We start from the raw sequence: 14,043 nt of genomic DNA, 5'->3' as shown, positions 1-14,043 counted from the left end.
AAATTTACAGGAATAAATCTAATTTTTACAATAAGTGCCATAAACAAAAAGCACAGCAAAGAAAAATTCTTGTAGGATGATTGTTTGTTTTTTTGTGCAGTTTTTCAAATTTATGCATTTAATTTTTTATAGGAAAACAAAATGGTAAAAAAAATCTTAAAAACGACCGCACTTGCGGCAGCACTTTCCGCAACTTTTGTCACTTCAGCGATGGCGGATGTCAATATTACACCGATGAAAGGAGTACAGATTATGCCGTTAGAAAATAAATGGGACAAAACTTTCAAGCAATCCGACAAAGTAGAACATCATAAAGTAACCTTTAAAAACCGCTATGGCTTTACCCTTGTCGGCGATTTGTATGTACCGAAAAATGCAAAAGGTAAACTACCGGCAATTGCAGTGAGCGGGCCGTTTGGTGCAGTGAAAGAGCAAACATCGGGCATTTATGCGCAAACATTGGCGGAGCGCGGTTTTGTTACGCTTGCTTTTGACGGTTCATATACCGGCGAAAGTTTGGGCGAACCACGTAATATTGCCAGCCCTGAAATTGCAACGGAAGATTTTAGTGCGGCAGTGGATTTCTTAGGTTTGCAAGATTTTGTTAAGCGTGAAGAAATCGGGATTTTAGGTATCTGCGGATGGGGAGGTTTTGCGTTAAATGCGGCACTCTCGGATACCCGTGTCAAAGCAGTCGCAGTCAGTACGATGTATGATATGACAAAAGTAATGGGTGAGGGTTATGAAATTAACTTCACGCCAAATGCCAAAGGTACTTATGATAGAACGTCGGCGATTAATGCGGATACTCGCTATAAAATGAAAGAGGCGATGAATACCCAACGTTGGGCGGATGCAGAAAAAGGCGAACCAGAACATACGGCGGCAAACGAACATTTACCTGCGCCGGAAATACATACTGCTGAGACGCCTAAATTTGTGAAAGAATATGCGGATTATTATAAAACCTCGCGCGGTTACCATCCCCGTTCGGTCAATTCAAATACGGGTTGGTCAAAAACCACACCGCTTGCGTTTATCAATATGCCGATTTTACAGCGAGCCTCAGAAATGCGTACGCCGGCGTTAGTGGTTCACGGCGAAAAAGCGCACTCGCGTTATTTTGGCGAAGAAGCGTTTCAATCCCTTGGTTCAAAAAATAAAGAGTTGTACATCGTGCCGGAGGCGACTCACGTTGATTTATACGATAATCAAGCGAACAAAATCCCATTTGATAAATTTGAAACATTCTTCAAAGCAAATTTAAAATAATCACTAAGATAAAATTAAAGGCCGCTCAAAAGAGCGGTCGTTTTTTAGCGAGATTTTATCAATGAAAGTCTTAATCACTATTTTACTTAGCTTAACCAGTTTATATGTCGGAGCAGAAATGAAAGTAAAAGTCAGCCTTGATAGCGGTGTTTATTCCGCCACTCTAGCCGATAATCCAACCAGCCAAAGTTTTTGGCAAAAATTACCCCTTGAATCCAAATTGGATAACTACGCGCATAATGAAAAAGTCGTTTATATGAACGATAAACTCAGTACTGAAAATGCCCCTGCCGCCTACACAGCCAAAGCTGGGGATATTACCTATTATGCCCCTTGGGGAAACATTGCGATGTTTCTCGATAAAGGGACCCATGCACCGGGTTTAATTTACATGGGGAAATTTGACGGCGATTTGACCGCACTTTCCCGCTCAACGCATATTAAATTTGAACGGGAAGAATGAATCAACAAGATAGTATTAATTGCTGTTGTGCCGCTTATTTAATTCGTTGAGATTTTCGATACACCATTGCGTGAGTCATTGTCGGTATTATGTAGCCGTTGCACAACCTAAATTTTATTTCATAGGTAGAGATACCATGCCGGCATCCGTAAAAAATTAAATGATTTTAAAAGGTTGTATGGCCGACGCCAGTGTGGCGTCTCTACATTTTCTTTAAATTGTACATTTGCGACATAATGCCGGTAATTGTAAAAAGTGCGGTCATTTTTAACCGCACTTTCAACTATTGATAACCGCAAATTACGCTTCAATACCTTCAAACAACGCAGTACTTAGGTAGCGCTCAGAGGCGGAAGGGAGTACGGCGACAATAAGTTTATCTTTAAATTCAGGTAATTTTGCAATGCGATCAGCGGCGGCAACCGCTGCCCCGGAGGAAATACCGGCTAAAATGCCTTCCTCTGCCATTAAGCGACGGGCTGTCGCAATAGCTGTCTCGCTGTCCACGGTTTCTACACGATCAACTAATGATAAGTCTAAGTTTTTCGGTATGAAACCTGCACCGATACCTTGGATTTTATGAGGCGCCGGTTTCAATTCTTCTCCGGCTAAAGTTTGGCTAATCACCGGTGATTCGGCCGGTTCTACCACGACAGAAGTAATTGCCTTACCGAAATCTAATTTAATTGCACGTGAAACGCCGGTAATTGTGCCGCCTGTACCAACCCCTGCCACAACGACATCCACTTTACCTTCCGTATCCTGCCAAATTTCCGTGCCGGTTGTTTCTCGGTGAATTTGGGGATTAGCCGGATTTTCAAATTGTTTTAGCATGACATAACGGCTTGGATCGGAAGCCACGATTTCTTCGGCTTTGGCAATCGCCCCTTTCATTCCTTTTGCCCCTTCGGTTAATACAAGATTTACGCCTAATCCGCGTAATAAACGTTTACGTTCCAAACTCATCGTTTCCGGCATGGTGAGGGTGATTTTATAACCCCGTGCGGCTGCCACATAGGCGAGCGCAATACCGGTATTACCGCTGGTGGCATCAACAATTTCTTTGCCTTTGGTGAGAATACCGTCTTTTTCTGCTTGCCACACCATGTTAGCGCCAATACGGCATTTCACACTGAAACTTGGGTTTCGTCCTTCAATTTTTACCACGATATTATCGTGACCAAAGTGCTTTAATCGTACAAGCGGTGTGTTGCCGATAGTGTAAGAGTTGTCTGCATAAATTGTCATATTTATTCCCTTATTTTGAGATTATTAGTAGCCTAGTTATAGCATTGGCGGTTTTATTCAAAAAATAGTTATTTGATCTATTTTATAACCAAACGCTATTTTATGATTTGATTGTTGTTTGTGCGAATATCAGTACTATCACTGCGAGTCGCGATTTTGATGGAACGGTTGTCACGGCGATAATTAAAATTCATATCAAAGCGTAACCGATCACGATAATTTTCTACCCACATTACCGTTGCACCACATACGGCAACGGGAATAATCACTAAATTCACCACAGGTAAAAAGGTGCAACAAGTCACCAATCCACCGAAAGTGAGGCTTTGTGAGCGTTGCTCGCCTAAAGCGTTTTTCATCACATTGAAAGAGATTTTATGATTGTCGAAAGGATAATCGCAATATTGAATCGCCATCATCCATGCAGTGAATAAAAATGTTAAAACCGGTACGATGGTTTGCCCTACAACAGGGATAAAACTTAATAAGAATAAGCCGATAATTTTGGGTAGGCTATACCATGATTTTTGCCATTCGCGGCGTAGCATACGCGGTATATCTTTCATCACATCTAACCAGTTATCGTCATTAATGCTTTCTCCCGTTAGCATTTTTTCCAATTTCTCCGCCAGTAATCCGTTAAAAGGAGCGGCAATAAAACCGGAAAGTGTGGTGAACATAAAATAAAATAATAACAAAATCATACCGATAGAAAGCACGAGTAAAATAACGCTTAGAAATCCGAGCCAATCCGGTACGAAAGTCATCATCCAATCGATCATTGAGCTAATCTGCGAAACCAGCAGCCAAAGTAAAGCACTCAGTAAAACAATATTGAATAAAATAGGCATAATGACGAAACGGCGCAGCCCTTTTTGGGCAATAAAATGCCATCCCATCACAAAATAATGGAATCCCGATTTGATTTCTTGCGGATTAATCATGCTTTTTTCCTTTTGTTATATTAATAAACTCAAGAAGAGCGGTTAATTCTGACAGCATTTTTGCTGTTAAATTCCCTATGGGTTTTGTTTTTTCACCCTTTAAAATATGGTAGCATTAGCTCAGTTTTATTGCCTGTAAGGAGCAAAAATGGATCTGAATACCATTTTGATTATTTTAGGGGTGGTGGCACTCATTGCCCTTGTTGCACACGGATTATGGTCAAATCATCGTGAGAAATCAAAGTATTTTAAAAACTCGACGACCTTTGATCGCTCTTTTACTCAAGAACAGCAGAGTCGGGAACAACAAGAATTTTCCAGCGCGGTTATTCAAAATACGCCTTCACCGGCGCTTGCTCAAAAGGTACGGCAACCATCCTTTGAAGAGAATCAAGCAACATCACAAGTGGATTATCGCCAAACCGAGCGCACAGTAGATGATATTAAAATTTCTATTCCCAATGTTGAGCCGGCACCTGAACCTGTTTGCGTAGAATACGATATGAAACAGGCGGAAGCTAAGCCGAATCTTGCAACTATGACGCTTGAACAACTGGAAGCGCAAACCAATGAACTTGAAGGGATTAATCCTTCTTCACCTGAATTGCGGGAACAGCTTTCGCAAATGTCATTAGGGGAGTTGGATGGGATAAAATCTACCGTGCATTTTAATGAAGCGCGCACATTGGAGGCAAACACGGAAAAACAAACCTCCGGTTACATTCAACTTTATGTCGTTTCACCACAACATCGTGAATTTCACGGTTTAAGGTTGATACAATCCCTTGAAAATTTAGGCTTTATCTTTGGCGAATACAATATGTATCACCGTCATTTTGATTTAAGCGTGGCAAGCCCAACATTATTCAGTGTGGCAAATTTGCAAGATGACGGCGGTTTTAACCCGTATAACACGGAGTTTAACACCATTGGCTTGGCATTATTTATGAAACTGCCTTCTCCTGGTAGTGATCTTGCCAATCTTAAATTAATGATTCGTGCCGCTAAAACTCTTGCGGAAGATTTAGGCGGTTCGGTGCTTACCGAAGATGAACAAATTTTTGATGATTACCAAGAACAACGTTATCTTTCACGTGTGTAAAACAGATTGATTTTCCACCGCACTTTTAATTTGGGCGAACATTGGGTTCGCCTTTATTGTGTAAAGCATTAGAAAGTGCGGTTATTTTTCACCGAGATTTTTTATGACTGACATTCAAACCCAGATTAACAATTTACGAAAAAAACTGCGTCAATATGAATATGAATATCACGTTTTGGATAATCCAAGCGTGCCGGATAGTGAATACGATCGCCTTTTTCATCAGCTTAAAGCCTTAGAATTGGAACATCCTGAATGGGTTACTGCCGATTCTCCAACTCAGCGGGTCGGAGCAAAACCGCTTTCTGCTTTTCACCAGATTCGCCATGAAATTCCTATGTTGTCTTTGGATAATGCCTTTTCCGATGAAGAATTTTATGCCTTTGTAAAGCGTATTGAAGATCGATTGGGAAAATCAGTTTCACCTTTAACCTTTTGTGCCGAGCCTAAATTGGATGGGCTTGCCGTGAGTATTTTGTATGAGAATGGTGTTCTAACCCAAGCCGCAACCCGTGGAGACGGGACAACGGGTGAGGATATAACCTTGAATATTCGCACCGTTCGTAATATTCCTTTGCAACTCCTTACAGAAAATCCGCCGGCGCGTTTAGAAGTGCGGGGCGAGGTATTTATGCCGCATGAAGGGTTTGAGCGCTTGAACGAATATGCCCTCGAACACGGCGAGAAAACCTTTGCCAATCCGCGTAATGCCGCAGCGGGATCGCTGCGTCAGCTCGATCCAAAGATTACCAGTAAACGTCCGTTGGTATTAAATGCCTATAGTGTCGGTATTGCCGAAGGCGTGGATTTACCAGTCACCCATTATGAACGTTTACAATGGCTGAAATCAATTGGTATTCCGGTAAATCCGGAAATCCGTCTTTGTCATGATGTTGAGGCTGTGTTGGCGTTTTATCACGCTATGCAAAATAAACGTAGCGACCTTGGCTATGATATTGACGGCACCGTATTGAAAATTAATGATATTGCCCTGCAAAACGAACTCGGTTTTATTTCTAAAGCCCCCCGTTGGGCGATTGCTTATAAATTCCCTGCACAAGAAGAATTAACGGTATTAAACGATGTGGAATTCCAAGTGGGGCGCACCGGTGCAATTACACCAGTAGCAAAACTTGAACCGGTATTTGTCGCAGGCGTTACCGTGAGTAATGCCACCTTACACAATGGTGATGAAATTGCACGTTTGGATATTGCCATTGGCGATACCGTGATTGTTCGCCGTGCTGGTGATGTGATTCCGCAAATTATTGGTGTTTTGCGTGAACGCCGCCCTGAAAATGCCAAACCAATTGTTTTCCCAACACATTGCCCGGTGTGCAATTCGCAGATTATTCGTATTGAAGGCGAAGCCGTGGCACGCTGCACCGGCGGATTATTTTGTGAAGCACAACGCAAGGAAGCGTTAAAACATTTTGTTTCACGCAAAGCAATGGATATTGACGGCGTAGGCGGTAAATTAATAGAACAATTGGTGGATCGTGAGCTGATTCATACCCCAGCGGATTTATTCAAACTTGATCTTACTACTTTGACACGCTTAGAACGTATGGGGAAAAAATCAGCGGAAAATGCTTTAAACAGCTTAGAAAAAGCTAAACATACAACCCTTGCCCGTTTTATTTTTGCTTTGGGTATTCGTGAAGTGGGCGAAGCTACGGCATTGAATTTAGCCAATCATTTTAAAACGCTTGAGGCGTTGCAAAATGCTGATTTTGAACAGCTCCAACAAGTGTCGGATGTGGGGGAAGTGGTGGCCAATCGTATTTTGGCATTCTGGCGTGAACCGCATAATGTAGAGGTGGTGAACGATCTACTTGCACAAGGGGTACATTGGGACACCGTGGAAATCAAAGAAGTGCAGGATAATCCGTTCAAAGACAAAACAATCGTCCTCACAGGTACGCTCACTCAAATGGGGCGTAATGAAGCCAAAGTGTTACTGCAAGAAATGGGGGCAAAAGTCAGCGGTTCTGTTTCGGCTAAAACGGATTTCGTTATCGCCGGCGAAGCCGCAGGGTCAAAACTCACCAAAGCACAGGAATTGGGCGTGGCAATATTAACAGAAGAAGAATTTCTAGCACAGATTCGTTGATCATCATCAGGGCAAAAATGTGAGTGAGAAACCCGTTATTTCAAACCGCAGTTTATTTGCCCTTTCTGAAAATGTTTGAAAACGAAAAATCACACCGATTTATCCGTTGAAGTGCGGTTAATTTTGTGAATGTTTTAGATTGGTATAAAAAATTTTCTTGACCCTGTACTCACTACGGACTTTACACTTGCGTCAAGTTAATTAATTGGAAAGGGCATATCATGGAAACTATTCTTGTCAAGAAAGTGCAGCATAGTAAACATCAACATTCTCACACGCCGAAAGATAAAAAAATTCTAACCATCAGTTTGTTGATCATCACAAGTTATATGGTGGTGGAGTTTTTAGGCGGCTATTTTTTCAATAGTCTTACTTTAATGGCGGATGCCGTCCATATGGTAAATGATAGTTTGTCGCTTGCGTTAGCGTTAATCGCACTCTTTTTAAGTGTGAAATGGCAAAAATGGTTTGCGTTGTTAAATGGCATTTCGTTAATCGGCGTGGCAATTTGGATTTTACTGGAGGCCGTAGAGCGTTGGCTGACCCCGATAGAAATGACGGCATTGCCCATGTTAGGCGTGGCGATAGTCGGACTTTTAGTAAATATTTTAGTGGCATGGATAATGCTCAAAAGTGATCAGGATAATTTAAATGCCCGCGCGGCTTATTTACATGTATTAGCCGATTTATTCGGTTCGGTGGCTGCGATTTTGGCAGGGGTAAGTGCATATTGGCTAAATTGGCAATGGGTTGATGTGGTGGCTAGTGTCGTGTTGGGCTTATTGGTATTACGCAGTGGCGGCTCCGTAGTATGGCAGGCATTCAACGCGTTACGTGATCATTCCGAACATTTTTCGATGGGAAAGCATAAGCACTAAATAGAGGGGATTTAGCTCCGATTTCGTAAGATGAATTGAGGAAAATAATGAAAGCCAATGAGTTAAGTCTTCGTACCGGAGTCAATCTTGAAACGATTCGTTATTATGAACGACAAGGGATTTTGCCCGAGCCTAAGCGGGCGCTAAACGGCTATCGCTACTATGATGAGGAGAGCGTTACGCTGCTAAACTTCATTAAAAAATGTCGCACTTTAGGTTTTTCTCTAGAAGCTATTCATGAACTGAATCGTTTGAAATTAGGTTTAGCCGATCATTATCAGGTTGATCAAATGGTGTTAAAGCAACTTGCCCAAGTGGAGAAGAAAATTACTCAGCTACTGGAAATTAAGGCTTTTTTACAATCTATTGCAATAAAAGAAGCGCATAGCGAGACAGACTGTAAGGCAATGGCTGGGTTGGAGGGTAAACTTGATTTTTGACAGGGCTATTTAAGATAAAAAGGAAACCGCATTATTTGGGGTTTCCTTTTTTAAAGGATAAAAAATCAATGAAAAATTGACCGCACTTTATCCCGCAACCGCCGGTAAATAGCCTGTTTGGATTAAGAACGGGATCAGCATAATTATGATACCTATAATTAATGCTACGGCTAATGCGGTATTTCCGCCCATCACCCGATAAGGAAGATTAGGGTGGGTTTGACGGGTTCGCCACGCTAAACCGATCGGTAAAATCAAGCAATAAAAAGCACATAATAAACCGGCATAACTTAAAGCGGATATAAAGCCCTCGGGGTAAAATAACGCAAATATCAACGGTGGAGTAAAGGCGGTAACCGTCAGAGAAATACGGTTATGCGGCAAATGACAACGTTTGAATAAATCGACTAATCCTTCAAAAACACCAAGCATTACGCCAAGGAAAGAGGTGATCAATGCGAGCGCAGAAAAAATACGCACCATTTCCCCCATCATATTTGACCCCGTAATTTCACGCACCGCATTAACTAACCCGTTTAAGGTCGGATCGGCTTGTAGAATCCGTACAAATTCACTTTGTGCCAATACGCCATGGGTGGCGAGTTGCCATACTAAATAGGCAAAGAGCGGGATCGCGGTGCCGACCAAAATCGCTTTTCGGAATTGGCGAACATCGCCGTCCAAATAACTGTTTACACTTGCCATAATGACGTGGTAACCGAAAGAAGTGAAAAAAATCGGCGCGGCAGAAATCACAAAGGCATAATTGAGGGGGAGTGCCATAAGATTGTCCGTTGCCACTTTCGGTAGCATCATAAACAGTACAAAAGCAAAGGCGAGTAATTTCCCGATGAAGAGTAGGCGTGTGATTCCATCAACCCCTTTTGTACCGATCACAACGAAAGAGCCCAGTACGACGGTGAAAAGAATAATCGCTGTTTTAAGTGATATGGCTTCCATACCGAATGCAGTGGGTAAGCCCGAAAGTAAAGAACCGCCACCGGTAATATAGGCCGCCGAAAGTGCGTAAAGCAAAATCAACAAACTTAAGGTTGCGAGAATCCGTCCCGGTACGCCGAAATATTTTTCTGCCAAGGTTGCTACGCCGTCATTAAGTTGATCGGCGGTTTGATACACTTCGACAAACAGCAGACCGCTATAAACAAGCAACGTCCAAAGCCCTACAAGCAATAATACGGTATAACCGAAACCCATTCCGGCAGAGGTTAAGGGCATGGCAAGCATGCCTGCTCCGATGGTTGTTCCGGCGATAATTAAGGCGCTTCCGAAAGTTTTATTTTTTAGCATAACACTGACCTTTTTATATGTTGTTGTGTTTGAAGATAACGTTAAAACGTGGCTAAATTTGACCGCACTTTTCTTTGTAATGGTAGCGGCAAACAGAAAGGTAGCTATCGTTTCCGCCGATTTGGATTTGTTCGCCTTCTTTTATGACTTCACCGTTTTCAGTAAGACGAAGGACAAAATTCGCTTTGCGTCCACAATAACAAATGGTTTTAAGTTCTTCCAATTGATCCGCCCAAGCGAGTAAATATTTGCTGCCTTCAAAAAGTTCGGCTTGGAAATCGGTACGCAGACCGTAGCATAATGTAGGAATGTTGAGTTTATCAACCACATCACTAAGCTGATAAACTTGCTGCTTGGTGAGAAATTGTGCCTCATCGACCAACACGCAATGTATTTTTTCTTGTTGTAAGTGCCGGCTAATTTCATTAAATAAATTAGTGTTTGCGTTGAACAATCGGGCATCTTGACTAATCCCAATACGCGATGTGACTTTTCCCACACCAAAACGATCATCAATAGCTGCGGTGTAAACCATTGTGTTCATATTACGTTCACGATAGTTATAGGAGGATTGCAGTAAGGTTGTCGACTTACCGGCATTCATGGTGGAATAATAAAAATACAATTTTGCCATTATTTAATGATCCATTTCCAAATGTGATAAACCATAAAACCGGCAAAAGGGGGCAATGCTGAGAGCAAAAAGACGCCGTAGGTCGTGCCGCCTCCCACCTGCTGACCGACGAGGGTAAGGAGATTAACCATTTCATCACTTGATGTGGTAAAAACCCATACGCCGATTATGATTAATACGGTAAAGCAAGCAATACCTGCAGCACGCATAGCTCGGAATTTAATATCGTTCATGTTTGTTCCCTAAATGGTTGAGAGCTCTGTCATTGGCCAACGAGGTTTAACCTCTATCTCTAATTCATCGTGTTGACCTTGTTTTAAACGTAAAAAACCGGTATAGGCAATCATTGCACCGTTATCAGTACAGAATTGAGGCTGGGGATAAAATACTTCTCCTTGTAAATCCTTCATCATTGTAGCTAAGGTTTCACGCAATTTTTTATTTGCGCTCACACCGCCGGCAATGACTAAACGCTGATACCCCGTTTCCTTTAAGGCGCGTTTGCATTTTATTGCCAATGTATCAATAACCGCTTCTTGAAATGCATAGGCAATATCCGCTTTGGTTTGCTCTGCTAGTTCGCCCTCTGCTTTAATTGCTTGATTTACCGTATTGGCAGCAAAGGTTTTTAAACCGGAAAAGCTAAAATCCAACCCCGGACGATCCGTCATTGGGCGTGGAAAGGTAAAGCGGGTTGGCGAGCCTTTTTCTGCTAAACGAGACAGTGCCACCCCGCCGGGATAGTCTAAACCAAGCAATTTAGCGGTTTTATCAAAGGCTTCACCGGCGGCATCATCAATAGATTCGCCAATGACGTTATATTTTCCCACGCCTTCCACTTGCACCAATTGGGTATGTCCGCCCGAAACTAATAAGGCAATAAACGGAAAGTGCGGTCGATTTTCATCTAACATCGGAGCAAGTAAATGCCCTTCCATATGATGTACCCCGATTGCCGGCACATTCCACGCATAAGCAAGGGAGCGGGCAATCGTAGAACCTACCAGTAATGCTCCCACAAGTCCGGGGCCGCTCGTGTAAGCCACACCGTCGATTTGCTCGGCGGTTAGGTTTGCTTCGGCTAGGGCGGCTTGAATGAGCGGTGTCGTTTTGCGGATGTGATCGCGTGAGGCAAGTTCCGGCACTACACCGCCGTAATCGGCGTGAAGTGCAATTTGTGTATAAAGTTGATTCGCAATTAACCCTTTTTCTTCATCATAAATTGCGACGCCTGTTTCATCACAGGAGGTTTCAATTCCCAAGATTTTCATTGATTTTCTTAATTTATTTTATAAAAATGACGCGTGATTTTACCTTGTTTATGTGTTTTTAGCCAGTTGAAACCACGAAATTCAACGAGGTTGAGTATTCTCCCCTTTACTTTTGCCCCTAAAGTAGATTAGAATTGCGACCTTTATTAAGTTTGTCGTATTTGCGACAAAAATAAAATTTAAAATTGCAATTAAATTAAACTCATTGAGGTGATTGGCTTATGCCTGTAATTAAAGTACGTGAAAACGAATCATTTGACGTAGCTTTACGTCGTTTCAAACGTTCCTGCGAAAAAGCGGGTATCCTAGCGGAAGTTCGCGCTCGTGAATTCTATGAAAAACCAACGACAGTTCGTAAACGTGAAAAAGCAACACTTGCTAAACGTCACGCTAAACGTAATGCTCGTGAAAATGCGCGCAACACCCGTTTATACTAATTTGTAGTATTTTTAACTCGAGTTAACGCAAACCGTGATTCCTTTGGTATCACGGTTTTGTTACATTTCAATAAATGTAAAAAATACCAACAAAATTAACCTCACTTTCACATCATATTTAAGGAGGCAAAAGCGATGAAAGGCTTAATTCCGCGCCCGTTTATTGATGATTTGCTGACAAAATCCAACATTATTGATGTGATCAATTCACGCATCAAACTCAAGAAAGCCGGGCGGGACTACCAAGCGTGTTGTCCTTTCCATCACGAAAAAACGCCGTCTTTTACAGTGAGTGAAAAGAAGCAATTTTATCATTGCTTCGGTTGTGGTGCACACGGTAATGCGATTTCCTTTTTGATGGATTATGACAAATTAGAATTTGTTGAGGCAATTGAAGAACTTGCGGCAATGGCTGGCTTGGAAGTACCTTATGAAAAACGTAATAATTCCGCTAACCAGCGACCGCAAGCAAACTATCAGACTAAGCGTAATTTATATGAGTTAATGCAAGAAATTGCTAAATTCTACCAAGCACAATTACCCTTGAATATTCCGGCACAGAGCTATCTGCAACAGCGCGGGCTTTCTGCAGAAGTGATTGAACGATTTCAAATTGGGTTTGTGCCAAATGCAATGGATAGCGTTCTCCGCAAGTTTGCCGTCAACCGTGAAGAACAGCAAAAGTTACTCGATCTTGGTATGCTCTCTCGCAATGATCGGGGCAATATTTATGATAAGTTCCGTAACCGGATTATGTTCCCCATTCGGGATAAACGCGGGCGTACGGTAGCGTTCGGAGGACGAGTTTTAGGTGATGAGAAACCCAAATATCTCAATTCACCGGAAACGATTACTTATCATAAAGGCAATGAACTTTACGGTTTATACGAAGCGCTACAAATGAATGATGAACCGCAAAAATTGCTGGTGGTTGAAGGGTATATGGATGTTGTGGCGTTAGCGCAGTTCGGTGTGGATTATGCGGTTGCCTCTCTTGGTACTTCGACAACATCAGAACAAATTCAACTGCTTTTTCGATCCACAGAACAGGTTATTTGTTGTTATGACGGTGACAGAGCGGGTAGGGATGCCGCGTGGCGTGCCTTGGAAAATGCTTTACCTTATTTGGAAGACGGGCGACAAATTAAATTCATTTTTTTGCCGGATGGCGAAGATCCGGACACTTATGTCCGCCAATATGGTAAAGCAAAATTTGAAGAATATATCGAAAGTGCGCAATCACTCACGGAATTTTTGTTCGCCCATTTAAATCCGCAAGTGGATTTTTCCACTAAAGAGGGACGAAGTAAATTAGTCGCACTTGCCGTACCGTTAATTCGACAAATTCCGGGTGAGGCATTACGTCTATCTTTACGCAATACGTTGGCGCAAAAATTAGGTATTTTTAACGAATCGCAACTAGAGAGTTTAATCCCAAAACAAGTGGAAAATCACAAGGTAAAGAGAGCGGATTCACAACCAAAAATTAAACAAACGCCAATGCGTGTATTGATTTCACTTTTATTGCAAAACACGCATTTGGTTAATCGTATTACCGAATCCGGTCTTGTCGCACTACGCGCAGAGGCGGGTTACGATTTATTGGAAAAATTGACCGCACTTTGCCGGGCAAGGGAAGGGATTACTGTCGGACAAATTTTAGAATATTTTCGCGATACGGAATATAGTCGCCCCCTTGAAATTTTGGCGACTTGGGAGCATTTACTAGATGATACGGAAATTATTAATGCTTTTTCACAAAATTATCGCCGTTTGAACATTCAGGCTATTGAGCGGAATATTGAAATGCTCATTGCCAAAGAACGAGCTGAAGGATTAACCGAGCAAGAAAGAGAAATGCTTGTCACACTACTTACGAGTAAAGAAGAACAGAAAAAACAGTTAGTTAATCCTCAGTAACAATGATAAAATT

General features: G+C 42.1%; 14 protein-coding genes. 8 read left to right on the top strand and 6 right to left on the bottom strand.

The window, feature by feature from the left end:
- Positions 1 to 141: 141 nt before the first annotated feature.
- Both FEE42_RS06495 and FEE42_RS06490 read left to right on the top strand, forming a co-directional pair.
- Positions 142 to 1,272 carry an alpha/beta hydrolase gene (locus FEE42_RS06495; protein ID WP_164027967.1) on the top strand — a complete coding sequence of 377 codons (1,131 nt, stop codon included), beginning with the start codon at positions 142 to 144 and terminating at the stop codon, positions 1,270 to 1,272.
- Positions 1,273 to 1,333: 61 nt separating this feature from the next.
- The gene (locus tag FEE42_RS06490; protein ID WP_237184491.1) at positions 1,334 to 1,735 is read left to right on the top strand and encodes a cyclophilin-like fold protein; all 402 of its coding nucleotides are present in this window, start codon (positions 1,334 to 1,336) and stop codon (positions 1,733 to 1,735) included.
- A 300-nt stretch (positions 1,736 to 2,035) separates the two neighbouring features.
- Here the strand turns inward: FEE42_RS06490 and cysK are convergent, their stop codons facing one another.
- Complete coding sequence (cysK, locus tag FEE42_RS06485) at positions 2,036 to 2,983, bottom strand: cysteine synthase A (RefSeq protein ID WP_059365963.1); 948 nt, start codon at positions 2,981 to 2,983, stop codon at positions 2,036 to 2,038.
- 95 nt (positions 2,984 to 3,078) lie between these two features.
- Positions 3,079 to 3,927, bottom strand: a complete 849-nt coding sequence (gene cysZ / locus FEE42_RS06480) for a sulfate transporter CysZ (RefSeq protein ID WP_164027966.1) — start codon at positions 3,925 to 3,927, stop codon at positions 3,079 to 3,081.
- Between the two features lie 148 nt (positions 3,928 to 4,075).
- Between cysZ and zipA the strand changes: the two genes are divergently transcribed.
- From zipA to FEE42_RS06460, 4 genes are all read left to right on the top strand, one after another.
- Positions 4,076 to 5,029 carry a cell division protein ZipA gene (gene zipA / locus FEE42_RS06475; RefSeq protein WP_164027965.1) on the top strand — a complete coding sequence of 318 codons (954 nt, stop codon included), beginning with the start codon at positions 4,076 to 4,078 and terminating at the stop codon, positions 5,027 to 5,029.
- Positions 5,030 to 5,132: 103 nt separating this feature from the next.
- Positions 5,133 to 7,142 (top strand): NAD-dependent DNA ligase LigA, encoded by a 2,010-nt coding sequence (gene ligA, locus FEE42_RS06470; protein WP_164027964.1) that lies wholly within the window; start codon positions 5,133 to 5,135, stop codon positions 7,140 to 7,142.
- Positions 7,143 to 7,363: 221 nt separating this feature from the next.
- Positions 7,364 to 8,020: a cation diffusion facilitator family transporter gene (locus FEE42_RS06465; protein WP_164027963.1), complete on the top strand. Its 657-nt coding sequence runs from the start codon at positions 7,364 to 7,366 to the stop codon at positions 8,018 to 8,020.
- Positions 8,021 to 8,067: 47 nt separating this feature from the next.
- Positions 8,068 to 8,460 (top strand): MerR family transcriptional regulator, encoded by a 393-nt coding sequence (locus tag FEE42_RS06460; RefSeq protein ID WP_059365958.1) that lies wholly within the window; start codon positions 8,068 to 8,070, stop codon positions 8,458 to 8,460.
- An 87-nt stretch (positions 8,461 to 8,547) separates the two neighbouring features.
- Here FEE42_RS06460 and FEE42_RS06455 read toward each other — a convergent pair whose 3' ends face one another.
- The 4 genes from FEE42_RS06455 to tsaD are packed head-to-tail and all read right to left on the bottom strand — an operon-like array spanning position 8,548 to position 11,673.
- On the bottom strand, positions 8,548 to 9,768 hold the full coding sequence (locus tag FEE42_RS06455) for an aromatic amino acid transporter (RefSeq protein ID WP_059365957.1): 1,221 nt from the start codon (positions 9,766 to 9,768) through the stop codon (positions 8,548 to 8,550).
- A 52-nt stretch (positions 9,769 to 9,820) separates the two neighbouring features.
- A complete protein-coding gene (locus tag FEE42_RS06450; RefSeq protein ID WP_164027962.1) occupies positions 9,821 to 10,402 on the bottom strand; it encodes a thymidine kinase in 582 nt (193 codons plus the stop codon).
- Complete coding sequence (locus tag FEE42_RS06445; RefSeq protein ID WP_077581507.1) at positions 10,402 to 10,635, bottom strand: hypothetical protein; 234 nt, start codon at positions 10,633 to 10,635, stop codon at positions 10,402 to 10,404. The genes FEE42_RS06450 and FEE42_RS06445 overlap by 1 nt, the downstream gene beginning before the upstream one ends.
- Positions 10,636 to 10,644: 9 nt before the next feature.
- Positions 10,645 to 11,673 carry a tRNA (adenosine(37)-N6)-threonylcarbamoyltransferase complex transferase subunit TsaD gene (gene tsaD / locus FEE42_RS06440; RefSeq protein ID WP_059365954.1) on the bottom strand — a complete coding sequence of 343 codons (1,029 nt, stop codon included), beginning with the start codon at positions 11,671 to 11,673 and terminating at the stop codon, positions 10,645 to 10,647.
- A 221-nt stretch (positions 11,674 to 11,894) separates the two neighbouring features.
- Between tsaD and rpsU the strand changes: the two genes are divergently transcribed.
- Together rpsU and dnaG are read left to right on the top strand one after the other, a co-directional pair.
- Positions 11,895 to 12,110: a 30S ribosomal protein S21 gene (rpsU, locus tag FEE42_RS06435; RefSeq protein WP_018356521.1), complete on the top strand. Its 216-nt coding sequence runs from the start codon at positions 11,895 to 11,897 to the stop codon at positions 12,108 to 12,110.
- Between the two features lie 135 nt (positions 12,111 to 12,245).
- Positions 12,246 to 14,030: a DNA primase gene (gene dnaG / locus FEE42_RS06430; RefSeq protein WP_164027961.1), complete on the top strand. Its 1,785-nt coding sequence runs from the start codon at positions 12,246 to 12,248 to the stop codon at positions 14,028 to 14,030.
- The last annotated feature ends 13 nt before the right edge of the window (positions 14,031 to 14,043 follow it).

The sequence above is a fragment of the Rodentibacter caecimuris genome, from assembly GCF_010587025.1.
In the GTDB taxonomy this organism is placed as follows: domain Bacteria; phylum Pseudomonadota; class Gammaproteobacteria; order Enterobacterales; family Pasteurellaceae; genus Rodentibacter; species Rodentibacter caecimuris.
Note: the sequence above shows the minus strand (reverse complement) of the source record. Positions and strands in the feature narration are given on the sequence as shown.

What these genes read in the sequence shown, in the direction of transcription:
- FEE42_RS06495 (WP_164027967.1), top strand. Translation starts at nt 142, where the DNA reads ATGGTAAAAAAAATCTTAAAAACGACCGCACTTGCGGCAGCACTTTCC.
- FEE42_RS06490 (WP_237184491.1), top strand. Translation starts at nt 1,334, where the DNA reads ATGAAAGTCTTAATCACTATTTTACTTAGCTTAACCAGTTTATATGTC.
- cysK (WP_059365963.1), bottom strand. Translation starts at nt 2,983, where the DNA reads ATGACAATTTATGCAGACAACTCTTACACTATCGGCAACACACCGCTT.
- cysZ (WP_164027966.1), bottom strand. Translation starts at nt 3,927, where the DNA reads ATGATTAATCCGCAAGAAATCAAATCGGGATTCCATTATTTTGTGATG.
- zipA (WP_164027965.1), top strand. Translation starts at nt 4,076, where the DNA reads ATGGATCTGAATACCATTTTGATTATTTTAGGGGTGGTGGCACTCATT.
- ligA (WP_164027964.1), top strand. Translation starts at nt 5,133, where the DNA reads ATGACTGACATTCAAACCCAGATTAACAATTTACGAAAAAAACTGCGT.
- FEE42_RS06465 (WP_164027963.1), top strand. Translation starts at nt 7,364, where the DNA reads ATGGAAACTATTCTTGTCAAGAAAGTGCAGCATAGTAAACATCAACAT.
- FEE42_RS06460 (WP_059365958.1), top strand. Translation starts at nt 8,068, where the DNA reads ATGAAAGCCAATGAGTTAAGTCTTCGTACCGGAGTCAATCTTGAAACG.
- FEE42_RS06455 (WP_059365957.1), bottom strand. Translation starts at nt 9,768, where the DNA reads ATGCTAAAAAATAAAACTTTCGGAAGCGCCTTAATTATCGCCGGAACA.
- FEE42_RS06450 (WP_164027962.1), bottom strand. Translation starts at nt 10,402, where the DNA reads ATGGCAAAATTGTATTTTTATTATTCCACCATGAATGCCGGTAAGTCG.
- FEE42_RS06445 (WP_077581507.1), bottom strand. Translation starts at nt 10,635, where the DNA reads ATGAACGATATTAAATTCCGAGCTATGCGTGCTGCAGGTATTGCTTGC.
- tsaD (WP_059365954.1), bottom strand. Translation starts at nt 11,673, where the DNA reads ATGAAAATCTTGGGAATTGAAACCTCCTGTGATGAAACAGGCGTCGCA.
- rpsU (WP_018356521.1), top strand. Translation starts at nt 11,895, where the DNA reads ATGCCTGTAATTAAAGTACGTGAAAACGAATCATTTGACGTAGCTTTA.
- dnaG (WP_164027961.1), top strand. Translation starts at nt 12,246, where the DNA reads ATGAAAGGCTTAATTCCGCGCCCGTTTATTGATGATTTGCTGACAAAA.